Here is a 26,077-nt window from a genome sequence, read left to right as displayed (position 1 = left end):
TCATATGAGAAAAGAGTACCATACTGTCTTTCCAATGTATTCATCAAGATGTAAACAAGTTGTAAATTCCATCTGCTTGATCAGGTTAATTCTTTATCTTTTTTATCAAATATCACTCTTACTTTTGTTCCCGCGCCAATCTGACTTACGATGTCCAGTCTGGCTCCATGGACTTCTGCAATCTTAACACATAGTGCCAGTCCAAGCCCTGCTCCGCCCTCCTGGCGGCTTCTGGATTTGTCTACCATGTAAAAAGCTTCTGTGATTTTTCCCATTTCTTCCTGTGGGATTCCCCGACCGTTATCTGCGACTTCCAGAATTTTTTTGCCTGATTCTTTATATGCTTTCAGAATAATATAACCTCCTGGTTCTGTAGCATGCAGAGCGTTGTCTGTCAGATTTACGATCAGGCTTTCCATTAATTCTTCATCCATTTTCAAAGAAAAATCTTCGTATTCTGTCTGTAATTGTATCTGTTTCTGCGCTGCCTGTTCTGCTTCCAGTTGAGCTACCTGTTTCAGCAGTTCTCCTATAGCGTGTGACTCCATTTTTATCGAGTCATTCTGATGGAGTCCCAGCATCTGAAGCATTTTGCCGGAAAGTTTTTCAAGTCTTTTTCCCTCGCGGCTGATATGTTCCAGAGCGCAGTCTTTTTGTTCATCGTTTAGTTTTACATGCCGCAGAGTGTCTGAATATCCAATAATAGAAGTAAGAGGTGTTTTCATTTCGTGGGCAAGTGCTCCCATAAGCATTTCCTGTTTTCCGGCTACTTCCTGCAGTTTTTCCATTTGCTGTACGGTCCGCTTCATCATTAGATAGATAAACAGACCAGCAATGCAAAATACTGCCAGATAGATTCCCAGGAACCAGACTGCCGTCTGTCTCAGTTCAGTAAACATAGAAGTAACATCACGAACTGAAAGTATTTCGTAACCCTCTGGATTTGTAAGCAGCGCATGCTGTAAAAGTAAGTATTTGTGATTCAGTTTCTGGATTTTGTACTCATAGGAATCCGTTTTGTTGTTTAAACCGAGATTATCCATGCTGACAATCTCATAATCTGTGCGGTTTACTACGGCTTCTTTACTTTCGGAATTAATGAGGAGCATTTTCTCACCGCAGCATCTCAGAAACTGGAATTCCAGATAAGATTTTTTTCCTGTTTCTGACATCTGCTCATATTTGCTGTTGTCCCAGAATTGTTCCAGGAGATTTTTTCCATTTGCAAGCTGTCGTCCATAGGTTTCAGCAGCATTATTCAGGCTTCTTTTTCCTGTGACATACAGGCTCAGGACACCGACCGGTATCAGAGAGCACAAAAGTGTTATCAGCATAAGTGCTACTGTCCGTTTCCACAACTTCATAGCGGTTAGTCCTCCAGTCGATAGCCAAGTTTTGGGATTGTTTTTATTTCATCGTACAACTCCAGTTTCTTGCGGAGCTGGCCGATATGCACGTCTACAGTTCTGCTCTCTCCCAGATATTCTTCGCCCCAGACACGTTTTAATAGTTCTTCTCTTCCAAGTGCGATGTTTTTGTTCTGTAAGAGCAGGATAAAGAGATCGTATTCCAGTGGTTTCAGGTTTACGGGAATCCCATCTTTCAGGATCTGATGACTCTGGAGATCTGCCTGAATATTTTTGATTGTGAGAATTCTCTTTGCACGGCCGGTTCTTTCAAGGATCTTTTCAATCCGTACAAGAAGTTCCAGCATTTCGAAAGGCTTTACCATATAATCTTCTGCACCGAGTTTCAGGCCTTTTACTTTGGATGCTACGTCATCTTTTGCAGTAAGGTAGATCACCGGGAGATTCTTTGCGCGGAAATCTTCCATCAAAGCAAAGCCGTCTCTGCCGGGAAGCATAATATCGACGACTGCAAGGTCTGCATCTTCGTTCCATAGCAATAAACGCTGGGCTTCTATTCCGTCGTAAGCAGCTACTGTTTCGTATCCGGCTATGGTCAGATTCATACATAGTAATTCAGAAATCGCTCTGTCATCTTCGATTACCAGGATTTTGTTTTTCATTTGGAGATTACCTCGAATAATTACTATAAGCCACTACATTCATGTTTTAAGTGAATGCGAATGATTTTGTCCGCTCATACCATGAATATAATGGCTTAACTTTGTTTCATTTTTTTATATAAACAGTATAAGGATTATGCTATTTTTTCTTCAACATTTTCCAAACTGTACAGCATATCCGGATCAATATCCAGACATTTACTGCAATCCCTGTCCCCGGATACATCCCATGCTAGAGTATCATTTAAAATAGTACATGCGTTCATAAAAAAATCTATATTTTTTAATGGAGCAAATACTTTTTTATCTAACAATGGCTTTGCATCGTAACATACTATTTTTCCATCTTCAAAATATACATATACTGTATAATCTTCATATGGAATTACCTGAACAATATCATATAACATACTAGATGCCTCCTCAATTATACTAATGGGTTAATTCTATTAAGTGGAAGACCATCTTTAGAAAGCTCCCAGTTCTGCATCAATTCGTCCTGATGAATTACACACCATGCAAGAATCAGTTTCAGTTGTCTGGATGGTAATGCTCCTTTTATTACTCTTGCTTTGTCTATATCAATCACTGCTTTATTCCCATTATACTCAGCATGAAAATGTGGTGGATTATGGTCTTCATAATACATTGTAATTCGTATTCCGTAAAATAATGAAATTTCCGGCATTTCGCATTCCTCCTTTATATAAACCATTATACCAATTACACATGATTTTGAACATCATATATTTTTATATTTTGTAACTATCTGCATTCCTATCTTATCTGTAGTGTAAATCTATCTCCTATTGGTACTCCGGCGTCTGTGGGGTTTTCACCATCGTCATATACGTAGCCTGCAAATTCTTCGTAGACATCATCTGAGGAATCTTTATCAGTTTTTTCTTCGAATACCTGATGGGCTGTATCATTTTTTACTTCATATAATTGTAATGTGATTGATTTTGCTTCCGGGGAGATTTCTTTGTAGCCGGTGAATTCAGGGTCTATGGTTTGTTGGAATACAGTTTCCTCACCATTTCTTCCGGTTTCCTGATAGCAGATTTTGTTTCCCTGATCGTCTGTTCCGATCAGATAATAGTCACTGTCAATATACACTGTTCCATGATATGTTCCGTAAATTGTACTTTCGAATGGATTCCATCTGAATTCTGTGAGATTCAGAATGTTGGAATCAAATTTAATGTTCTGATCCAGATTTATGTCTACGGTGTTTTTCTCCAGTTCTTCTTTTGATGTTGTGAGTTTGAATGCATAAGGTTCTGTATCGGCCTGTATTTTCTGAATGTTTTCCCATGTTTCGGCATCGGCCATTGCAATCGGCCATACTTTAAACTCTATGTTTACAGTTCCCTCTGTGTTGATTTCTTCTCCGATTGTGAAGTCTTCTACTGTTATTGAATTTTCTGACAGATCATTGTTATTGACTGTTCTTTGGCCCAGGCCCTGCTGGATTTCCTGACCGTTAATTCGTACTTCTGTAAATAAGATTTTGTCCTCTATTGTATCCTGTGTATCTGAGTCTGTATTCTGGGCGATCAGGTCTTTTTGTTCTTTTCCAATGTGATTCTTGTTGTTTAAATCTTCGCTGTCTGAATATGCGATCCATAGATTCTTGCTGTCCATTACAATCTCATTCAATGTTATGGTGATTCCATCTCTTGAAATGCTTTTTCCCACAACATTTGTATAAAAATCAGTGTCACCATTCTCGATTCCCAGTGCCTGTCCGATCCAGGAGGTTACTCTCTGTAATGCCGCTTTGACCTCTTCCTGATACCTTAATGTGCCTCCAACCATAATAAGCAATATAACCCCGGCGGCTACTGTTTTCCAACTCCTTTGTATATGGAAAAAACGATGCTGTTTTTTCCATGGTCTGGAAGCTTCGTAAATATATTTATCATCCAGATCACCAATCAGTTCTAATGTCTTAAATCCTTTTTCCATATAAATGTTTCACCCTTTCCCATAGTTTCTTTCTGCTTCGATAGAGGCTGGATTTGATTCTGCTTTCTGAAATTCCATGCCGGGCTGAAATTTCACTGATGCTGTCCATATACCAGTAGCGTCGTATGAAAATGTCACGGTCACCTTTTTTCAGGGATTCCAGAAATTTTTCAAGAATTTCCAGAATCTCTTTTCTCTGGATTTCATCATTCAAAGAATATGCTGTTACATCCTCTATCTCTTCCAGTTCTTTGCATAATTCTAATATGTGCTCTGTTGACCGTTTTGCAGCTTTTTTCCTGCGAAAACAGTCAATTGCCAGGTTTCGGGTTATTTTTCCAAGAAAAGCAGACAGAATTGCCGGTTTTCTGGGTGGTATGGAACTCCATGCAGCCAACCATGTATCATTGACACATTCATCGGAGTCTTCCTTATCATACAGAATATTCCAGGCAATGCTGAAGCAGTACCTGCTATACTTTTCTTCGGTCGCCTGTATGGCTTTTTCTGATCTGTCAAAATACAGATTGATAATTACTGCATCTTCCACTTTTTTCACCTCACGTTTCTTTTATTTTGCCTTCATAAAATAAGACGGATTTTAGATGGTAAAGTTGCAGTTTTAATAAAAATAATTTTCTTTTTTCAGAGTAAACAATACACTGTCGAAAAGTCAACCTGTCTTTTCACAATTTCGACTAGAGAAATGAAGTATATTCTGATAAAATGAGCATATAAAGGAGGATAAGCGAAAATCCTTACAAATGATAAAAGCCAAAAGAACAGCCGAAAACATTTTCAAAGCACAAATGAGGACTATACTTAACGAATAAGGGAGTACCTTATGGCAAACGCTAAACACGAAGATGCTGTTATGAAAATGGGCTTCGACTATTTTCGGAATACGATTCTTAAGACTCTGGGAATTGATTACCAATATGAAGAAATCGGACCAACAGAGTTGGTGGAACTGACTATTCAGTCTTTGTATATGGACTTTACCTTTCTGACTACGGGTGGGTTCTATATACATACAGAGTTTCAGACTACGGATAAAAAAGAAGCGGATTTGCGAAGATTCCATGCATATGATGCAGTATATTCCAACAAGACAGGGAAGAAAGTTATTACTTACGTCATTTATTCCGGAGGGATTACAAATGTGAAATCTGAACTGGACTGTGGGTTATATACTTACAGAGTGCAACCGATTTATCTGAAAGACAAAAATGCAGATGAAGTATTCCGGAAATTAAAGCAGAAGCAGGATAACGGTGAAGCTTTTACTGAAGATGATTACGCAGCTCTTTCCCTGACACCATTGATGTCCGGAAAAATGAGCCGCAAGGATATGTTTAAAGAAGCTATTCGTCTGGCAAAACCCAATATTGAGCTGAGTGCTGAAAAGACAACTGCGATGTTGTATACATTGGCTGACAAATTCTTAGATAGGGCAGAGTTAGACGAAATTAAGGAGGTAATCAGAATGACCAGACTTGGACAGATGTTAATGGATGAGGGCATGGAAAAGGGTATCGAACTCAACCAAACCGACTCTATCAAAAAACTTATGAAAAATATGAACCTGACTATTGACCAGGCAATGAACGCTTTGGAAGTTCCAGAAGATAAACGTGAAAAATACCGCAAGACAATTACTCCTGACAATTGATTGATAAAAAATCCCGTTGCATTGTCTCATTTCAAGTCAATGCGGCGGGATTTTTATCATTTTAAATATCACTGAAAGTAACGAGAACGCAATACGCAGTTATTCAGATGCCGTGGATAGATATTTTTATATCTGTATGTACTCAGTACAATCCCCATCAGTCCATAGGAAACTATAATGCAGCTTCCTCCTGCTGATAAAAAGGGAAGAAATGTTACTGATTGTGGAAATATGCCCAGATTTTCCAGGATATTTATAAAAAAGTTTATAAGGAATACAATTCCACATCCACATCCCATCATCATGCCAAGCTGATTCTTCTGTCTCATGGCAGTATTAAAAACTGCGAAAATCAAAACTGCCAGAACACAGCATAAAAGTATGGCTGCAATTGTTCCATATACAGATGACAGATAAGTCAGAATATAATCTGCATTAAAGGCCGGCAGATTTCCCATTACATCTGATCCACTTTTCCCTATCCATTTATTCTGCTGCCAGAATGAATGCAGCATTTCGGTGAAATAATCCTCTTCTCCACCACCTGAAAAAACAGCCTGTAAACGTGCAATCTGATATTCTGTCAGGCTGCTGCTCAGATACCTGATCAGAAAAGCAGCCACAGGCATAGCCAGAAAACCAGCCCAGATTCCGCACATGGCCCTCTTTTTTCTCACAGTGAACCAGTTCTTTTGAATTGCGATTGTCAGCATAACCAGCATAGATGCCAGCATCATACAAGCCGTCATAAACGCCGGCATGGCATAGACCAATATAACCGGTGCAATCATCCATATGATTGCTCTCATCAAGCCCTTATATCCCCATCCATGATATTTATACAAAATTGCTCCATATATGGGAACATAAAACATCATCAGAGTCTGCATGGATATTCCTCTTCCACCTGGCAGTACAATGAAGTATCTCGCTCCATTCAACTGATAGCCACCCAACAAGGTAACCAGGCAGGCAGACAGTAAAACGACGGCAATTATTTTCGAAAATCTTGCCAGTACAGTGTAATCCAGAAGATATAAAATCATCATAACTGCAAGTCCGATCACAACATGGAACACATATCTGTCCGAACCGGCCGCAGCGTTCTCACTGATTTTTCCGGCAATCCCTGCATGTATCAAAACGCCTGCAATGCTGATAAGAATGATTATCCCCAGAAGTTTCCATGCAATCTGAGGTCTGTGGACACTGTCAAGAGAGATTCCTGTTTCCACAGGATCTCCCATATCCCGGACAGCTTCCCTCTCTGCCTGTTCACGATCCATGCCTGCATGCATATTTGCCTCAATCTGATCTTCTATATGATCCTGAAATTCCTGTTTTACATAAGGCCGCGCTTTTTTACAGCGAATCTGTTCCAGTAATGTTTTCAGATATTCGTCCATAGATCACACCTCCATTACAAGCACGCTGGTCACTGCTGCAGAATACTCTTTCCATTCTTCTACTTTCTTTTCCAGAAATCCCCTTCCCTGTCTGGTCAGGCTGTAATACTTTCTGGTCTTTCCGGCTGCCTCCTGTTCGTATACTGTCAGAAATCCTTTATCCTCCAGACTGTGCAGTAACGGATACAGAGTTCCTGCCTTCAACTCAAACACGTTCTGAGATTTCTGCCGCAATGTATCAATCATCTCATATCCATACATGTCCTTTTCTGACAGCAATTTCAGTATAAGCATTGTCATACTCCCGGAAACCAGCGATTTTTCAATAGCCATAGTATTCACCTCCTGTTGTATAGGTTATCTATATATCGGTTATCTATATAATATAGAAACCTGCATGCTATGTCAACTGTTTCCGGGATAATTTTGATTTAAATTTCTCTACTGGTAGCTACATACTTTTTTTCAGACAGAAAAACCTATGTGAGAGAATATAATGGTATCGTAATTTAAAACACTCCAAAGTTACTATCCTTCTCTGCTAATAATTTTTTCCAGGGTTCATACTCTCTCATATAATCAAAGTCTTCCTCGTTTCTGAAACCTTCCAGCAATTGCTTTGCCAGCTGAAAAGTGCCCTTCACATTTTTCTCGGCAGTTACAATATTCAGCATTGGTACACATTCATTATAACTTCCCATTTCAAAAACATTGGCTAATGTACACACTTTTTCTGCAAGAAATCTTGCATATCCGAGATCATTTTCTTCAACAAACTCCTTTTCAGTTACTACCAATTTCTATTTTGCTTTTGGATACTCAGTACAAAGCAGGCGGTAAGGTTTTTCATCTTCTTCAATTTCTGGAAAACGTCCAATTGGCTCATAGAACCGATTGTCATTTTCATCATCATTGCACATAGATACTTCTCCTAAAAGAACATCTCCACTTCCTTCTTCCACATGAAAATCATGATACATATATGGGTATATGGTAATGCTTTCTCCTGGAGTCAACTTTATCTGAGTTCCAGCTGGAACTGTATATTCATGTCCGTCACAGTTAACAGTTACATCCGTGTCAGCAAACTTTCCATCTTCTGTGGAATTATACACAGTAATCAATACATTTCCACCTCCACGGTTGATAATATCTTCCATTTTATTCCAATGAAAATGCATAGGCGCCATTTGTCCCTCTTTTACAACTAGCAATTTTTCTGCATACGTCTTTGTATATTTGTCCATTTTCAGATTACCATTACGGATAGTAATTAATGAAAACCCAATCTCATCAAATTTTCCCAATCCATAATCTGTAATATCCCAACCTAACATATTATCACGGATTTCATCATATTCAGAGCCTTTATTATTCCATTCTTCTGGAGTCCACTTGCAAAAAGGTGGAATTTCGAATCCATGCTCCTGAATCAGTTCTTCCATGTGTCTAATTTCTGAATTAATTTTTGATCTTTTCATTTTTATGTCTCCTTTTATCTTGTTTGTATTGAGTAACTAATTGTAATGCTTCTTCTTTTACTTTTTTTATTTCTTTTCCTTCAAGAAAGCTGAGCCTCAACTCTATATTTTCTGTTTCAAAAGGATTCAACATATGTAAATCCCCTTTTTCCAAATGATATGTCTTTCCAAGCACACTGGAATTAGCAGGCTCTAAACCTATTACATAATCACCAGAAGCTACTGATTTCCACTGCATAAAATATGGTAGATATTTCTGATTAAATTGTATTTTTATTCCTATTCCCAACCTCTCATTGATGACTGCCGCAAAAGTATTTCCCTCTTTATCTGCTGAAAGCTCATGTATAAAAACACATTCCGGCTCATTATCGGCAGGTTTCTCCATTTTACTCCAAAGGCCGATTTGTTTTTCTGCTACATCATCACGGGGGATTACTTCTTTTGTCGGAAGAATAATCTCACAGTCTTCGTTCAAAAAAGGATATCCCACATTAAAATGATAAAGAAGCATCATTGTTTCTTCCCGAAAACTTTCATTTGTAATACAATCTTTTATTACAATTTCCGGTACTCCAAAAGTCGTTTCAATACTACGGCGTAAAATCATATTCTCACCAAATAATTCTGCTTCTCTCATTTCACCACTAATGTTTATTATATATTGAGGCTCATCACCGTCTGTCCAATATGTATCTGCGCCAACATGTTCAGCCGGTGTTGTCCGCATTCTTCCATGCATTGGATATTCTTTCCCATCTACCAAACACGGTGCACAAATATTTTCCAGACCACAGGTGAATAACATTCCTCCCATGATACTGCGCTGTGCCTCTGCACCATGAGTATCATAATGATTTCTTCCTGTGAGCCCAGGTTTAGATAAAAAACTAATATTATATCCTTTCCAATTAACTTCTGCTATATCCAGGCACTTATCAATCATAACGGAAAATGATAATCGGTCATTTTTCACTTCATATGCCTGAAGCCCTTCTGCACGACCTTCTTTATATACAACTGGTCTTACCGACATAAGCTGCTGAGCACTTCCTACATAACTCATTAATTCTTTTCTAACCATAAACATATCCTCATATAAATTATGTCACCGTATCTGGTAAACACTTCTAACACGAATTCCCGTTGAATTACCTCTCAAAATTTTCACCGTTCTACTATTGCTATTCAGATCAAAATAATTGTCAGAAAGAACCAGATCCTGATTTTCATTTTGGATTTCAACACTCTTTGCATAGGCATTAGCAGTAACCGTAATTTCATCATTGTTTATTGAAAAACTCAGTTTTGGATCTTCATATCGGAAGTACTTTGGATATGAAAAAATTGTAGTTCCCTCCGAAATCTTTTCCCCTGCTTCCCATGCTTCGTAGCTGACATACTCACAGAAAACATTTATTTCCGGAAGTTTTACTTTCTCCAGCCACTGACCAGACATAGGAGAAACCACAACTATATTCTCCTCTTCCCGTAAAATCTGTGCTTTTGCATTTCTGATCTGCCATTTTACCAGTATCTTTCTAGTCTCCATAGTCTCATTAGCCACATGTAAACGGATAGATTTCGGGAAAACAAAATGCTGTCGATTCATATTTGCTTCTGCAGTCATCCAACTTTCTTCCTCGCAGGAGATCATCACAGGGGCAAAAAATCGTTTCGCATAATAATGAAGCGCCTTCCATCGCCCACAGTAATCAATGGATGACCACGAAATCACCGGCCAACAGTCATTGATCTGCCAGTATACGGCACCCATGCACCTTCCCCGGTTTCTGCGAAAGTGTTCCACACCGTAACGGATGGCATCGGCCTGAAGAAGCTGGGAAGCATAAAGAACTGTCTCAAAGTCTCCCGGATATCTGTACATCTGTTGCATATAGTTCATGATTTTTCCATTGGCGCCGTAATTTCTCTGGTGTTTTTCCATCACATAACTGAAAATATTCCAGTCTGCCGGATCATCTGTAAATGTATCAATTGTCTTTTTACAGGGAAATGATTGGAATCCAAATTCTGATAAATACCGGAAAAAGAATTTCCTGTATTCGGGAAATGGTCTGTTTCCATGCCATACCTTCCAGTAGTGAACATCACCCCTTGCCGGATCATTTGGTTCATCAAAAGAGCCTCCTGAGGATGGGCTTGCAGGCCAGTAAAAGGTCTGATGATCATGATCTTTCAGGATTTCGGGGATAATACGTTCATACATCAGAAGATAATCTCTCACTTCTGTATGCTTCGTTACCCAACACCGTTCATCTACAAACATCTCCATCTCATTATTGCCACACCACAATGCCAGTGACGGATGATGGCGAAGACGTTTTATATTGTCAATAAATTCCTGGCGGATATTTGTTTCAAAAGCTTCCGTCAGTTCATACACGGAGCAAGCAAACATAAAATCCTGCCATACCGCCAGTCCCAGTTCATCACAAATGTCATAAAACCACTCATCCGGATAAAAGCCACCTCCCCATACACGTATCACATTGAAATTTGCTCTCTTGCAGTCCAGAAGAAGCTGTCTAGTCTTTTCTTCACTTCTTCTCCCTAGAAGATGTTCTTCAGGGATGTAATCTCCTCCCATGGCAAAAAAAGCAACACCATTTATCTCATGTGCAAAGCTTTCTCCCCACTCATCTTTTTCTCTTCTTACTGTCATGGAACGCAGACCAATTCTCCGTTTCCAGGTATCAACAGTTTTTTCTTCCAGCATAAGCACGGCTTCTACCTCATAAAGAGGCTGTTCTCCCAGACCATTAACCCACCAGAGCAAAGGATGATCAATGACAATCCGTCCATCTCCGTCTGCGTCCAACTCTGTTTCCATAATCTCTCCGCAAGGTGATTTCAGAGTAACCAAAGTGCGGTAATTTCCCGGTTGTGTAAGTACATATTCGCCTTTAAACTCCAACGTACATCTGCCCTCTTCGTGGTTCTGGCAAATATAAACACTTTCTATTCTTCCTCCTGTTTCTTTACACAACCATACTGGGCGAAAAATACCAGCATCCGGAAGATGTGCACCCCAATCCCAGCCAAACATATAATGAGCTTTTCTAAGATGCATGAATCCTTCAAAGGTATCATCATTCCCAATATTTCCATACTTTTTATATGCTTCGGCGATATATTTCAAAGGAGACCGAAATATGATTCGCAGTTGATTTTCACCTTTACGAAGTATAGATTTGACATCATATTTCCAGATACGGTGCATATTCTCGGCATGTCCTACATAACCATCATTAAGATAGATATCTGCAACCGTATCCAGTCCTTCAAATTCCAGATATATGTCTGTATACCCGTCTGTTCCGTAGTTCATAAACGTGCATTCATATTCATATTCTTCTTCCATCAGTGCACAGACAGAATCCTCATTATCCTTCCAATAAGGATCCTGAATCTGATGATTTCTCAATAAATCGGTATATACACTTCCCGGTACAACAGCATTTTGCCACTCTGAAGAAATTCTACCATTATTCAGGCACCTCATTCTCCAGTTTTCATTTAATTTTATTTTCTCCATAATCATCTCCTGTTGTGTCATTGCTTACCCACACCGCTTCATGTCCAGCCAGAATACCATTTCCATTCTGTACCGCATGAAATGAATACTGATATTTCTCAATCTTGTATTTCTCGGGCAGTACATAAGGAATAGAACGATGGTTCACAACTACCATACCATTTTCAAATACACCTGTCTCAATACCCCGTTCACAAATACCGCTTACCGGAGTCATATAATGATACAGTATGTCCTTCACCAGAGTAGTGCCAGACTGAATAATAGGATACATTTCTTTGTTTCCCTGTTCATACGGAACATGTGGTATATTTTTTGCAGCATAAGAAGCACCGATCTGAATACCGAAAGAATACACTGCACCCATACCCGACTTGTATTTTGTGTTCATTTTCTGAGCCAGCTCCAATTTCTCATATTTTGCAACACAACATCCCCCATGATCTACATAGGAAGCAATTTCTTTTCCGTCCTGATACCGACAGAATGCTTCTCCCTGTGCAATAATCGTCTTACCATAATGGTATGGCTTCTTCTCACATTCCTCTCCCTGAATTCCAAAACAATTCTCCGCCAAAAGATCTCTGGGACCATGAAGCAGCACACCTCCTTTACATACCCATGAACGGATTTCTTTCTCCATAGCTGCATGATCAACAGCGAAATAACAGTCATTAGACGGAACAATCAGTACTTTGTATTCTGCAAGCGTTCCTTTCTCTATCTCATGGTTACTGATTACATCTACCTGATACCCTAAATCACAGCATAACTTATACCAGCCAAGCAAATCCAAACGTCTAATTTTATTATTCCCCACCTCATATGGCTCCAAATGTGCCATTTCTGATGGAAATAAAATGGCAATCTCCTTCTTTTTTTCACCTTTGCGCAAACAGATTACCTGAGAAAACCATTCATTTGCCATTCTGAGAGAATCCAGGAAATGTGTATCCATGCGGTTCATCACGCCGCCATCATCCAGCCCATTCATTCCATAACAGGTATACCCATCTATTCCGCACGCAGTCATTGATCCGATAATCTCTGACGGTGAAAGAAGCGCATACAGATCATTGTAAATATATCTGCCCCAATAAATACCGCCTATGAAAGGCTTGCCCTGATTCATCACCCGCATCATACTGTGCTGACAGGATACAACATAACTGTCCGGGTATCCATCAGGAGTTACCGGAACCGTAATAAAATGACACGAATCCACATAAGGTGCCAACGCATAGATATCAATCCCCCGCATTGCCGTATCCCAAAGATCACTGAATTCATTATCAATATCCTGCTGTGTTCTTCCATAAATATTAAGAAAATATCCCCACTGACTCATATCCGGGCACAGTAAAAGTTCAGGATTATTTTCCTTCAGCATCGGGCCTATTTTTTCAAAATAAAGAGTAAGTTCATGTATTTTCCACAGAGCATTATCTCTCCACACCCAAAACTTTGGCGAACGTTTCTTTACATCCTCTTCTGTATAAAAAGAATCAGATCCAAATCTTACGCTATACCAGTACTCCTTCGGGGTAAGATCATCAAATTTCTCCAGTTCTGTCTCATAATTATGGTTCAAACTCTTAATATCTCCTTTATACAACTCTCGAAGATAATCAAGATATCGTTTTTGTCCCTCCTTATCGAAGCTTGGAGCCACAACCGGATCCCACATACTGCATACAGGAATAACTTCTTTTGCTCCATTATTCATATCCTGACGATCTTTACCCTGATCAATTTCTCCTGTAAGACAGCGTTCACACCCTTGTCCATATTGCTTCATAATACGGTCAACATGTTCTTTCATAGAAATCTGTGCTTTTTTAGACCAGTACTTGTACCATCTCCCCGGTCTGCCATCAAGATAAACCGTTTCCTCGCCAAAAATCGGAGGACTGAAACGAATATGCGGATACAGATTATCCCCATTTAAATACAACAAAAGAAAATTATAAGCAAGCCCATGTCTGTGTGCAGACCCTCCCATATATTCCTGCATTTTTACATATTGACTCAATGCTCCTGTCTCGAATCTTTCTTTGAAATCCTCCCAGGCTTTCGTATCAAACATCACGCTGTTAAATCCAAGATCTCGGATTAATCCCATAGTTTTATCTACAAATTCTTCATTATCAAAGGCAGGACTGTAAAAGTTACCAAATATTACATTCATATATGGTCTGTTATCTGTTTTACTTATCAGCTGCATGAATTGTGTCTCCCTTGCCCAGAAAAAATATAAATCTCTGGAAATTACTTCTGTTTCGCCGCCAGGAATTCGTCAACCTGTTTCTGTGCGGCGTCCATAACTTCCTGCCATCCTGCCTGCATCAGTTCTTCTTTAATCTGAGGAACAACCTCTGCCGGATCCTTCACTCCAGTCATAACCTCACTGCGGTAACGAAGCCAGATCTCACGGCAATTTGCAAGCTGGTCATTTACTTCTGTTGTATCAAAGGTAAATCCAAGCATTACGGAGGATACGGCCTGTTCATTCAGTGCCCTAATCTCACCCCACTGATCATTTGTATCTGTCTCGATCGGGGTAACGGTAAAGAATGTACCCTGTGTATAACCAGCCATAGACCAGTCCTCATTATTCTTATGAACTTTCTGAGTTCCGTCAACATCTACATACTCAAAGTTTACACCCTCCTCCCCATAATAGAACATATCACGAAGAGTAGTATCTGTATTAACCAGATTCAAAAGCTGTAAGCATTTTTCCGGATATTTACTGTTTGCGGAAATCATATTCAGAGAACCGCGAACTGTTTCATTAGACAGAATAGTATCTCCAACCTTTGCAACTACAACATCTTTGCCCATCTGCGGTCCCCAGGAGGTAACACCTGCTGATTCCCATCCCTGAGCGATACGCCACATATTATAGACACGTCCTTCTGTCAGAGTTGCTGCATCAGGATTAATGATTCCTTTTTGATTCCAGTCATAGAAGGTCTCAAGTGCAGCATAGATATCGGGTTCTTCCAGAGTGAAACATACTCTTCCTTCCTGATCGTCATATCTTACACCAAGGATTTGTGTTCCACCGCCAAGCTGATCATACACATCAAAGATAGAATATACACCGTCATTTTTAATATATACCGGGTAGTCATTTTTCTCTTTCTTCAGCATTTCAAAAACTGGTGTCAGATTTTCAAGATCAGTCAAATTTTTATAATCAATATCATATTCTTCTACCAATTCTTTATCCCATATAGCATAGTTGGAGATAGAACTGTCCTTATAAGAAGGTACACCGTAAATTTTTCCACCTACCTGAACTGCTTCCCAATACTTCTCTGGCATTAATTCATTAAATTCTTTCATGTTCTCATCAATCAGATCTGTGATGTCTGCATATGCGCCCAGCTTGATATCTGCTATGTAATTATTTCCAGTGCCAAAGATGATATCATAAGGCTCATTGGTACTGATTGTAATATTTCTGCGGTTATCCCAGTCACCCCACGGAATAACTTCCATCTCCAGATTCACACCAATTTTTTCACCGATGTAATCGTTCACCTTTCCAATCCACGAATCATAATTGGACGGCATTCCATTTCCAATTGTCACCCATTTCAAAGTAACCACTTCCTCGCCTTTATCATTGGAAGCGTTTTCTTTACTTTCACTTCCACCGCAGCCTGTCAGCATACCTGCGGTCATAACTGCTGCAAGACCCAATGCTATTATTTTTCTTGTTTTCATAGTTTTCTCCTTTTTTCAATATTTTTTTATTCTTTCACACCACCGATTGTCAGACCGGAAATAAAATATTTCTGGAAAAACGGATAGGTACAAGCAATTGGAACAATGATTATAATTGCAATCGCCATTCGTACAGACTCTGTCGGCATACCCATTTTGTACTGCTGAAGGGATAATCCTCCATACGGATTATTTGCAATATATTCAATATTTTTCTGAATATTATTCAGCAAAGACTGAAGTGTCTGAAGGTTCTTATCCTGAATATACAAAGATGCCTGAAACCAGTCATTCCAATATCCAAATGCAGCAAACATTCCAATTGTAGCCATAACCGGTTTGGATATCGGAAGTACAATATTGGACCATATTCTGAATTGTCCTGCCCCATCAATCTTAGCAGCTTCAATCAATGCATCCGGTACAGTTATCCTGAAAAATGTTCTGCATATCGTAACACTGAAAGATGAACATGCCAGTGGCAGAATCAATGCCCATATGGTATTTCTCAGATTCAGAATATTATTAACTACTACATAGGAAGCAAGCATACCACCGTTAAATACCATAGGTATAAAGATAATCCATGTATAAAGCTTTTTTAATTTAAAATTTCTTCTGGATGCCACATATCCCATAGAAGTGGTCAGTATAATTGTAATAACTGTACCAACTACCGTTACCAGCACGGACATACAGAATGCCCTGAGAATCGTGCCACGTTCATTCCAAAGAAACATATAAGCCGCATTGGATAGCTGCTGCGGAATAATCTGATAGGTCCCGCTACGAAGTGCTTCCTCACTTGTAATTGAAATGGAGAAGACAAACAGCAATGGGAATATACACATCAATCCCAATAATAAAAAAATGATATTAAATAAAACATTTGTTGAAGTCTTAATCTGATTAAGGGAAGACTGTTCTTTTACCTTTTTACTCACTTTTGCTCACTCCTTTCTTAAATAATTCTGTTTTCATTATCAAGCTTACTCACCACCCAATTGGCAAGCAGAATCATTCCGCAGCTGCAGATTGCCTGAAAAAAGGATGCTGCTGCTGTCTGCCCGATAGGTGCTGTAGACTGAATTGCGTTGTACACATATGTATCAAATGTAGACACTGTAGTATACAGTGACTGAGGTATTCCTCCTGTCACCTGATAGAAAAGGCCAAAATCCGAATTAAAAATCTTTCCACAGTCAAGAATCAGCATCATAATAAATACAGGCTTAATTCCTGGAAGTGTAATATGCCTCATCTGCTGCTTTTTCGTGGCTCCATCCATAACGGCCGCCTCATAAAGAGAAGGATCAATACCTGTAATACTTGCCAGATACATTACCATTCCATATCCCATACCTTTCCAGGTGTTCAGAATAACCAGGATAAATGGCCAGTATTTTTTCTCTTGATACCACATAACAGGATTGCCACCCAATGCAGTAATGATACCATTCAAATATCCCTTTTCCGGTGTCAGAAGAGCATATACAAAATAACTAACTACTACCCAAGACATAAAATAGGGCAGGAACATCATAGTCTGATAAACCTTAGATCCTCTTTTGTTTCGCATATTGCTTAGCATCAATGCACCACCCACTGCAACTGTAGCACTGATGATAATAAACGCTATGTTGTAAAGAATGGTATTACGCAGCAGCATAAAAAAAGAATTAGATGTAAAGAAATACTTAAAGTTCTTAAATCCTGCCCAGTCACTGGCAAACAGATTATACAGAAATGCATGTCCTCCCGGTGCCAGTTTATATTCTTTAAATGCAATTACGACACCAAACATCGGAAGATAGGAAAAAATCAAGTACCAAAGTAATGTTGGAAGAGACAGCAGTGTTAACTCTGTATCATCTTTCGTCCACCTTTTTCTGCGTACTTTCGCCATTAATCCCGGTGATTTCTTTGTTTCCATGTTTCAAAACCTCCCTTTTTATAAAATACATTTTTTTACATATCCGTCATTCTCATCATCAAAAGCCGGTGAAATATGTATAAATATCATCCAATCTATCTTCCCTCCTTCCACACATCTACCTGTCTCTGCATCTCATCAATAACTTTTTGGACTCCAGCGTCATCGAGTTTTTCCAGCAGCTTCGGGAGATATTCATCCGGATCCACACTCCCTGTATAAAGAGCTTTTCCAAATTCATCCAATATATATCGGAATCCAGCCACCTGACTGCTTACCGGTTCCAGATTAAAGTCAAATCCGAAAGAAGAGGCTTCCTCTGATGCATCATTAAATTCTTTAAAAGTTGCCCACTTATCAATCGGTTCATTCTCCAGAACATAAGTATTAAACAAACCGCCCTGTACCCAATAATGTACTGAATAATTTCTAAATTTATCTTTTATCAGTTTTACCTTTGTGTCATAAATATAAGGTTTTCCTTCAACTTTTTTTGCTTCTTCATCTGAAACTTCTACCTTTTCCCAATGTATGCCTTCAATACCATAATTTAAAAGATTTCTCAAATAGACATCTGTATTAATCAGATTTAACAACTCAACCGCCTTGTCAGGATGTTCACTTTGTGCATTGACTGCGGTCAATGCGCCACGAGCCGATATATTAGTAATACTGGTTTTCATAATTGGAGATACCACTACTTCATATCCCAATTCCTTTCCCCATATCAATTCTGCATAAGGTTGGCCGTCCCCTTTTGTCACAAAACGCTTCTGTGTTTTATCATCTGATGCTGTTGCTGCATCTTTATTTATGTAACCGGCTTTGTAATACTTTCTCATGGTCTTCAATGTATTTTTCATCCGTTCTGTTTCAAATACATTCTTAACAGTCAGTGTTTCATCACCATATTCAATTCCAATTGGATCCTCAATCTTGTCCATATAAGTTGGTGCAGTATAATCCTTAGTAATATACAACGGTATTACATCTGGCTCATTTTCCCTGATTACTTTTAACCACGGTTCCAAATCTTCCAATGTATGTAATTCCTCATATGGGATCTCATATTTATCTACATATTCTTTTGTAAATACCCACATTTGCATATTGCCTAATTCTTTTTCGCTTGGTACACCATAAATTTTTCCCTGTACCCTGGCCGCCTCCCAGAATCTGGAATCAATCTTTTCATACATCTCTGTGTTCTGAACCAAATCATCCAATGCCAGAAATGCACCTTTATCAGCGTTCTGAAGATAATCATTTGCCCATGAACTTGAAAAGCAAAGATCCCACTTACTTCCCGTATTAATGACAACATGCATCTTCTTTGTATAGTCAGCTCCTTCTACATTGACAATGTCCAGCTTTACACCAATTTTTCCCGCAAGATAATCATTTACTTTTTCCAGAACTATATCTGTATCCTTTTGCTTTTCTCCAAGCTGGTACCATGTAAGCTCTATAACATCTTCCACCTTTTCACTTTCTTCTGATCTTTTATCATTAATAACCGACCATGCTCCAACTATTAATGCACTAAGTACCATAATTACCGTCAATTTCTTTAGCACTTTGTTCTTCATGCTGTCCCCCTTTGTGTAAAACTACTATAACATTTCTAAATTTTTTCTAAAAGTTGAAAACTTTTAGATTCCTTGTACAAATTCTAGAATTGAAATATACCTAAAAAAAACTGCCCGGCCTTTCGTGCCGGACAGTCACTTCTCTCCCTAATACTTCTTCATTTCTCGCAAAGATACCGGCGCAACTCCATAATGCAGCTTGAATTTTCTATAAAAATAACTGGTATCCGGATATCCTACCTGTTTTGCAATATCGCTTATTTTCATATTTGTATTTAAGATAAGTTCTTTTGCGATTTCGATTTTCTTGCTACTTAAATATTGTGTAAAAGAACAACCTACTTCCTTCTGAAAAATCTGTCCCAGATAAGATGCATTCATATGATATTTATATGCCAGTGTCTTCAAATTCATATTCTCTTTGTAATTTTTCTGAACCTCATCCATAATCTGGCGTACAACCGGAGTATACTGGGAATCCTCTTCATGCAAATATCGTATAATTTCATTAATTTCAGAAATAAACAACGCTTTTATACCAAAGATATCATCTGCCCTGTAAATAGTCTCCAGAAGATCCGGAAGATTATGTAAAGTTTCATAATTATCCAGTTTATATTCTTTCTTAATCTCCTGCAGGAGCATCGCAACCTGGACGGTCATTTGATACAGGGACTCAAGAGAAACACCTGTTTTCACATTATTAATGAATAGATCTTCTATGTAACCTAAGGCACCTTCATTCTCTTTTTTCAAAATTAGTTTACGAAGCAGTGTACGATCAATGACTATGTCTTCACTTTTTCTGTCCTGAATATGCTTTTCATCTACACAGCTGCCAAAACCGTCCACCAGAAGATATTTCTGAAGCTTCATAGCCACTCTGTAACATTCTGGGAGTTTCCTGTAGTTATCAAAAACAGGTCCAATACTAATATACGTTACAATATCAAACTGGCTTTCAATCTCATTCTGAATCATCTGGAAATACTCCTTTACCTCCTGAGATTTTCCAAATCCGTCAAGCAAAAGTAACAGGCAGTCCGGTGGCAAATGAACAACACGCAATTGTTTTTCAGTATTTTTAAGTGACAAAATCATATCTGTAATTTTGTTTTCTTTTACACTATCTGTACTCCATTTCATCACTGCCGCCCCAAAGTGACCGCTTCCCGTATAAAGTTGAAAACGCTCACAGTAATATTCATATCCCGTCTCAGATATTTTACCAGAAAGGAACTGAAGCCACTCTGTTTTTTCATCTATATACCTGATTTTTTTCTTCTCCAGTTCTTCCAGTTTCTCTGCTGCTTCTTTTAGTTGTTTCTCCAACTCTTCCTCGTTAATAGGTTTTAATATATAATTCTCCACATCCAGATGAATGGCCTCCCTGGCATATTCAAAATCGTCATACCCTGTAAGTATAATAAACCTGACAAGTTCCTCTTCGCTGCGGATTTTTTTCAGGAGCTCCAGGCCACTCATTTCTGGCATTTCTATATCCGTAATAATAATATCAACTGGCTCCTTTTTCCACATTTCCAATGCTTCCTGTCCGCTGTGTGCCATATGAAACAATTGCAATTCCAGTTCATTCCAATGAACAATATTTTTAATACCCTGCAGGATCAATTCTTCATCTTCAACAATCATTACTTTTCTCATTCTCATTATCCTCTTCCGGCTTAAATCTCAAAATAACCCGTAATCCGCCAGTTTCAACCTGCTCCAGACTTACACCATATGTATTACCGTATACAGCTTTCACTCGCCGGTTTACGTTGGATATACCAATAGATTTATTTTTTTCCATTACATTTTCCGTAAGCTGTCTGTTCTTTTCTCTGATGTCTTTTTCCGACATTCCACGACCATTGTCTTCAATAATGATCTCATAGTCATCTGCTGTTTTTTCTACCCTGATGCATATAAAATTATCTTTATCACGCATTCTGATTCCATGTATAAAGTAATTTTCAATAATAGGCTGAAGTACAAACTTAATAATCGGGATCTGCATATACTCCAACGGACAGTCTACACTGGACTTAAACTGGCTTGGATAGCGGTATTCAAAAAGCTCCAGATATTTTTTACAATAATGTAGTTCCTGGGCAAGTGTAATGATATCCGCCTCTTTCAGCTGGCTGCGAAATGTGACTGCCATACTGTAAAGCATTTTTCCTACTTCTGAATCTCCGTTACAAATTGCTTTCATCCGAATCGCTTCCAGTGTATTATACAGGAAATGCGGGTTAATCTGACTCTGAAGAGCCGACATTTCTGCGTTTTTCTGATCAATTTCTGCAAGATAGCTTTTCTGTATATGCAGGTCTAATTTTTCACACATTTCATTAAAATGACATGCAATGACATCCAGCTCATCTCCATTCTTTTCAGCAGCGAGTCGAACTGTCAAATCTCCCCCCATAACCTGCGTCATACCATCCAATATCCTGTTTAACCGTGCAGATACACGCTTTAGATAATAGTTCACCAGAAATTCACTGATCAAAAATACAGCCACTGCTACCCCCGCAATCATTATCATGATTGAAAAAGGTATTTCTGCTGCTTTTGCTTTTTTGAGGTAACTGATAATATGATAATTCTCTAGATTTGTACTCTGAATATATGCATTTAACTTTTCTTCTAATTCTGCAGCTCCTTCAGTCTTTTCTATCTCTTCAACTTTGCAGTCTGAGCATGAAGCATAGATTAAAGTGCCGCTTTCGTTATAAATAATCAGCTCTGGCAGATTATAGGCAGTCAAAATGTTTCCAAATCTTTTCGCATGAAAAGTGACTATCATAGCGCCAACATTTTGCATGTTTAATGGATCGCGAATCTCTTTCAGAAAAGAAAATTCACCCGACTCTGCCAGATTTCCGCTTTTAATCCGTTCCAGGGCAACATCTCCATCTTCTCTGCGGTAAATACTCTTGCTTCCATTAAAAGAGGTCAGATCACCCTTGCTGTAACTTACAAAAGCCAGACGTTTCAATGATGGATACGCCTCAAATGCCGTTGCTGAAAAATCTTCAATACCATTATAATCAAGCAACTTATACTGCGAATATGTATCAAGACGATATTCCTGATATTTTTCAGGAGCATCTGTCAGATAATGAAGCAAGTCATTCATTTCCATATTGGATTTATATAACTCTTCATGCAAATATGTTGAAATATCTCTGCAATCATTGACATATTCTACAGCTTCTTCATGCATTCTGTGTAAATATTCCTGGTTTCTTTCAAGATAACTGTTTCTTGTACTATTCCAAAAATAAAACATTAATGCCAACACAACACAGACGATAACTGCTGTATATATAAACAAAAGCTTATTATACAATTGTTTTGAACCTTTTCTCTCCATTTTTCACCACATTTTCAGCTTGAATTTTTATATTGTCAAGTATAACAAATCTTTTACCAATATGCCAGAAGAAGAGCCAGAACTTACTGACTCTTCTTCTTTATCCAGATGTGCTGATTTCCTTATAATTGAACCAAAACAGTCTTAATTTCATAAGCATGCATTGAAAGATGTATTTCTTTTTCCTGTGATACACTGCCCACAGGACGTTCCCTCAAATCACATTCTACCCAAGACTTAAAATGAAATCCCGGATATACTGTCACATTCTGTGCAGAACCCGCAAACTCATGGAATCGGATCACAATATAGTCTCCATCCTCTGATTTTTTCACTGCATCCAGTTCAATCTGATCATTATCAAACCGCACAAAACTTTCATATCCCAGATCACTGATACCATGCACTACCAACATCGGATCATTTAATGCATAAGCTTCCTGTACCACACGACCTTCAACAAAATCTCCGCCATGAGGAAGTAATGCATAGGTAAACTCATGCATACCCTGATCCTGCAGATGATCGGGATGGGTGGCAGCCTTTAACAGACTCATGCGGATTACATTATCCTTAATGTCATGACCATACTTACAGTCATTCAATAAGCTGACACCATAGTTTCTCTCAGAAAGATCGGCCCATCTGTGTGCCACGCTCTCAAATCTTGCCTGATCCCAGCTTGTATTCCAGTGGTTCGGGCGCCTTACATTTCCATATTGCACATCATATGTTCCAAAAGTAGAGCGAATATCCACAGGAAATGCCACCTTTAAAAGCTGATGCTGCTCATGATAATCCACGGTTGTCCTAAAATCAATTCTTCTGGTATTTCTGTAGAGAACCATATCCTGTGCGATAAATGAATTCATATAGTTCCATTCCATATGGATTTTCATCTGCAGCGGACCACATTCAATCACCTCAAATTTGGTCATGTCTGTGATTTCACGCATCTTTTCCTGATAGAAAATATCAATATCCCAGGCATCATTGTCCAGCGGCTTATCCTCAAACATCTGGAACACATTTGCCCTCTCTCCTTTTGGCAGAACATCTCTTGCAAATGTTTTATCATACAGACGGGTAATCTGTCCGTATCCGTTCATGGACATGCTGTAATATGGAGTTTCAATGTTTTTTCCACAAATGGTAAACTCGGCCTCAGTTTCTTCTGCTTTCTTTTCTTCAAAGATAATGGTTCCTGTTCCCATCGCCGGAATATCTTTCACTTCCACATAGGTAACAGTTCCCGCCTGCTGTGCATCCAGCTCATTACCCTGCTCATCCCGGTAGATACCTGCTCTCTCGTTTGGAACTGTCACAATTTCGCTTCTCTTCCATCCGGAGGCATTAAATACCGTATAGCAGTCCTTTTTATCCTCGATAATATGGGACAAAGCATCTTCCTGCACACTTTGTGCCACAGACTGGATATATTCATAATCTTTTCTGGAATCTTCATATACCTCATGAATAGAAGAGCCCGGAATAATATCATGGAACTGATCTGTCAAAATGTGTTTCCAGCCTTTTGTCAGTTCTTCCTGTTTGGCATATGTAAGCCCTCCCATTTTCAGAGCATTCATAACCGTCAGCCATTCTGTATTGCGGTACAGAAGCTCCATTTTTCGATTCATACGCTTATTATATGCCTGACTTGTATAGGTTCCTCTATGGTACTCCAGATACAGTTCTCCATCCCATGTATGCACATACTGGTCTGTATTTTTCACAGTTTCCTGCAAATCTCTGAAATATTCTGCTGCCGTGGAAGTTTTCAGGTTCGGAAGTCCCGGTATCTTATCAATACGACGTCTGTTTTCCAGCATATCCCGGTTGACCCCGCCGCCGCCATCACCAAATCCATAAGCAATCAACAGCTCCTTGTTCATCTGCTTTTCACTGTATGCATCCCAGGTTCCTTTGACAGTCTTTGGAATCAGCTTTCCATTGTAGGTATAAAACCAGGATCCCGGTTCATTCCATGGTTCTGGTGTAGTAATAAAATGTGTCAGAACCTCGCTGCCATCAATTCCTTTCCATTTGAAAGTATCATGAGGCATACGGTTATACTGATTCCAACTGATCTTTGTTGTCATAAAAGTATTAATCCCGGCTTTTTTCAGAATCTGTGGAAGTGCCCAGGAATATCCGAACACATCCGGAAGCCACAGGTACTCTACATCTTTACCGAATTCATCCTTGATAAATTTGCTTCCAAGAAGAATCTGCCTTGTAAGAGATTCTCCGCTGGTAAGATTACAGTCCGCTTCCACCCACATAGCACCGTCTGCTTCCCAGCGGCCTTCCGCTACACGTTCCTTTATTTTTTTATAAATATCCGGGAACTCCTCTTTCATATATTCATATAACTGCGGCTGTGTCTGTAGAAAAACATATTCCGGATATTGTTCCATCAAACGCAGAACCGTGGTAAAAGAACGGGAACATTTCTCACGTGTATGTTTCAGGCGCCAGAGCCATGCCACGTCGATATGTGTATGTCCTACACAGCGGATATTTACAGATGACTTTTTATCCATACTGTCAATCGACTCGTTCAACAAATGATCTGCCTCATGGACACTCTCATAGAAGGTATCACTTCCCGGATATGCCCAGTCAATACAATGGCAGGCCGTGTCCAGTGCCTTGCGAAGATCATGCTGTACCGGATTAAATTCATCCAGTTCCTTAATGGTTTCCCAGACCATAGAAGCCAAATAGTAAAAATCATCCACTTCTTCATCCAGCCAGGCAAGATCTGCTCTGGCAATACGATGTTCCTGCGGTGTAGGTACCCCGCCGCCTTCCAGGCCGGACCAAAGGCGAAAGGTTACATCCATATTTGTACCGCAAAATGTATCATCGAAAAATACTTCTTTGTGATTGGCATCCACGCCCTGATACATCTTACCATTCAGGTACAACATGGACTCAAATCCGGCATTATTACCGGCACCTGTATTACCAAAATCAAAAACACCTACAATTTTCTTTCCTTTCCACTCGGCCGGTACCTGAATCTCTCTATGCATCCACAGAAAAAGATCACGTCCTTTCCATGTATCCCCTACACGCAATGTATCCCATCCTGTAAAGACTTCCGGCAGTACCGGATTCACAACTCCCTGAGTATCTTCCTGTACTGTAAATTCATTGAGATTTATAATATCTCTATATCTGTGTTCTTTCAATTCTGCAATTCGCCGTTCCAATTTTCTATCGGTTAAAAACATAATTTCCTCCTTGTGGCTATGTCTCTATTGTTTTAAAAACATTTTACTATGTAACGTTCCTAGTCTCAATTTGGAAAA

General features: G+C 39.0%; 21 protein-coding genes. 1 reads left to right on the top strand and 20 read right to left on the bottom strand.

What is annotated here, in order from left to right; translation table 11 throughout:
- Positions 1–80: 80 nt before the first annotated feature.
- From LJE11_RS09240 to LJE11_RS09215, 6 genes are all read right to left on the bottom strand, one after another.
- Positions 81–1,364: a sensor histidine kinase gene (locus tag LJE11_RS09240; protein WP_008706012.1), complete on the bottom strand. Its 1,284-nt coding sequence runs from the start codon at positions 1,362–1,364 to the stop codon at positions 81–83.
- 5 nt (positions 1,365–1,369) lie between these two features.
- Positions 1,370–2,029: a response regulator transcription factor gene (locus tag LJE11_RS09235; RefSeq protein WP_008706013.1), complete on the bottom strand. Its 660-nt coding sequence runs from the start codon at positions 2,027–2,029 to the stop codon at positions 1,370–1,372.
- Between the two features lie 134 nt (positions 2,030–2,163).
- On the bottom strand, positions 2,164–2,439 hold the full coding sequence (locus LJE11_RS09230; protein ID WP_008706014.1) for a DUF2442 domain-containing protein: 276 nt from the start codon (positions 2,437–2,439) through the stop codon (positions 2,164–2,166).
- Between the two features lie 17 nt (positions 2,440–2,456).
- On the bottom strand, positions 2,457–2,717 hold the full coding sequence (locus LJE11_RS09225) for a DUF4160 domain-containing protein (protein WP_008706016.1): 261 nt from the start codon (positions 2,715–2,717) through the stop codon (positions 2,457–2,459).
- A gap of 89 nt (positions 2,718–2,806) precedes the next feature.
- The gene (locus LJE11_RS09220; protein WP_008706020.1) at positions 2,807–4,000 is read right to left on the bottom strand and encodes a DUF4179 domain-containing protein; all 1,194 of its coding nucleotides are present in this window, start codon (positions 3,998–4,000) and stop codon (positions 2,807–2,809) included.
- Positions 3,984–4,550 (bottom strand): RNA polymerase sigma factor, encoded by a 567-nt coding sequence (locus LJE11_RS09215; protein ID WP_020993469.1) that lies wholly within the window; start codon positions 4,548–4,550, stop codon positions 3,984–3,986. Before LJE11_RS09215 ends, LJE11_RS09220 begins: the two co-directional genes overlap by 17 nt.
- A gap of 294 nt (positions 4,551–4,844) precedes the next feature.
- Here LJE11_RS09215 and LJE11_RS09210 point away from each other — a divergent pair, with 294 nt between their 5' ends.
- Positions 4,845–5,672, top strand: a complete 828-nt coding sequence (locus LJE11_RS09210) for a hypothetical protein (RefSeq protein WP_008706024.1) — start codon at positions 4,845–4,847, stop codon at positions 5,670–5,672.
- A gap of 68 nt (positions 5,673–5,740) precedes the next feature.
- Here the strand turns inward: LJE11_RS09210 and LJE11_RS09205 are convergent, their stop codons facing one another.
- The 14 genes from LJE11_RS09205 to LJE11_RS09140 form a co-directional block, all read right to left on the bottom strand.
- On the bottom strand, positions 5,741–7,078 hold the full coding sequence (locus LJE11_RS09205; RefSeq protein WP_008706026.1) for an FtsW/RodA/SpoVE family cell cycle protein: 1,338 nt from the start codon (positions 7,076–7,078) through the stop codon (positions 5,741–5,743).
- A gap of 3 nt (positions 7,079–7,081) precedes the next feature.
- On the bottom strand, positions 7,082–7,411 hold the full coding sequence (locus LJE11_RS09200; protein WP_020993470.1) for a PadR family transcriptional regulator: 330 nt from the start codon (positions 7,409–7,411) through the stop codon (positions 7,082–7,084).
- 176 nt (positions 7,412–7,587) lie between these two features.
- Positions 7,588–7,875 (bottom strand): hypothetical protein, encoded by a 288-nt coding sequence (locus tag LJE11_RS09195; RefSeq protein WP_008706030.1) that lies wholly within the window; start codon positions 7,873–7,875, stop codon positions 7,588–7,590.
- 3 nt (positions 7,876–7,878) lie between these two features.
- A complete protein-coding gene (locus LJE11_RS09190; protein ID WP_008706032.1) occupies positions 7,879–8,559 on the bottom strand; it encodes a D-lyxose/D-mannose family sugar isomerase in 681 nt (226 codons plus the stop codon).
- On the bottom strand, positions 8,540–9,643 hold the full coding sequence (locus LJE11_RS09185) for an aldose 1-epimerase family protein (RefSeq protein WP_008706034.1): 1,104 nt from the start codon (positions 9,641–9,643) through the stop codon (positions 8,540–8,542). Before LJE11_RS09185 ends, LJE11_RS09190 begins: the two co-directional genes overlap by 20 nt.
- Positions 9,644–9,667: 24 nt before the next feature.
- A complete protein-coding gene (locus LJE11_RS09180; protein ID WP_020993472.1) occupies positions 9,668–12,118 on the bottom strand; it encodes a beta-mannosidase in 2,451 nt (816 codons plus the stop codon).
- Positions 12,096–14,342 carry a hypothetical protein gene (locus tag LJE11_RS09175; RefSeq protein ID WP_020993473.1) on the bottom strand — a complete coding sequence of 749 codons (2,247 nt, stop codon included), beginning with the start codon at positions 14,340–14,342 and terminating at the stop codon, positions 12,096–12,098. Before LJE11_RS09175 ends, LJE11_RS09180 begins: the two co-directional genes overlap by 23 nt.
- Positions 14,343–14,386: 44 nt before the next feature.
- Positions 14,387–15,853: an ABC transporter substrate-binding protein gene (locus LJE11_RS09170; RefSeq protein WP_008706038.1), complete on the bottom strand. Its 1,467-nt coding sequence runs from the start codon at positions 15,851–15,853 to the stop codon at positions 14,387–14,389.
- A gap of 26 nt (positions 15,854–15,879) precedes the next feature.
- The gene (locus LJE11_RS09165) at positions 15,880–16,797 is read right to left on the bottom strand and encodes a carbohydrate ABC transporter permease (RefSeq protein WP_008706039.1); all 918 of its coding nucleotides are present in this window, start codon (positions 16,795–16,797) and stop codon (positions 15,880–15,882) included.
- A 17-nt stretch (positions 16,798–16,814) separates the two neighbouring features.
- On the bottom strand, positions 16,815–17,786 hold the full coding sequence (locus LJE11_RS09160) for an ABC transporter permease (RefSeq protein ID WP_020993474.1): 972 nt from the start codon (positions 17,784–17,786) through the stop codon (positions 16,815–16,817).
- A 95-nt stretch (positions 17,787–17,881) separates the two neighbouring features.
- Positions 17,882–19,375, bottom strand: coding sequence for an ABC transporter substrate-binding protein (locus tag LJE11_RS09155; RefSeq protein ID WP_020993475.1), 1,494 nt, complete (start codon positions 19,373–19,375; stop codon positions 17,882–17,884).
- Positions 19,376–19,522: 147 nt separating this feature from the next.
- Complete coding sequence (locus tag LJE11_RS09150; protein WP_020993476.1) at positions 19,523–21,040, bottom strand: response regulator transcription factor; 1,518 nt, start codon at positions 21,038–21,040, stop codon at positions 19,523–19,525.
- Positions 21,018–22,607, bottom strand: coding sequence for a sensor histidine kinase (locus LJE11_RS09145; protein ID WP_165858255.1), 1,590 nt, complete (start codon positions 22,605–22,607; stop codon positions 21,018–21,020). The genes LJE11_RS09150 and LJE11_RS09145 overlap by 23 nt, the downstream gene beginning before the upstream one ends.
- A gap of 272 nt (positions 22,608–22,879) precedes the next feature.
- On the bottom strand, positions 22,880–25,999 hold the full coding sequence (locus LJE11_RS09140; RefSeq protein WP_008706046.1) for an alpha-mannosidase: 3,120 nt from the start codon (positions 25,997–25,999) through the stop codon (positions 22,880–22,882).
- Positions 26,000–26,077: the final 78 nt, after the last annotated feature.

Source organism: Blautia sp. DFI.1.216 (assembly GCF_020594215.1).
GTDB classification, from domain to species: domain Bacteria; phylum Bacillota; class Clostridia; order Lachnospirales; family Lachnospiraceae; genus Blautia_A; species Blautia_A wexlerae.
The sequence above is the reverse complement of the archived record's forward strand: the minus strand, read 5'-3'. Positions and strand labels throughout refer to the sequence as shown.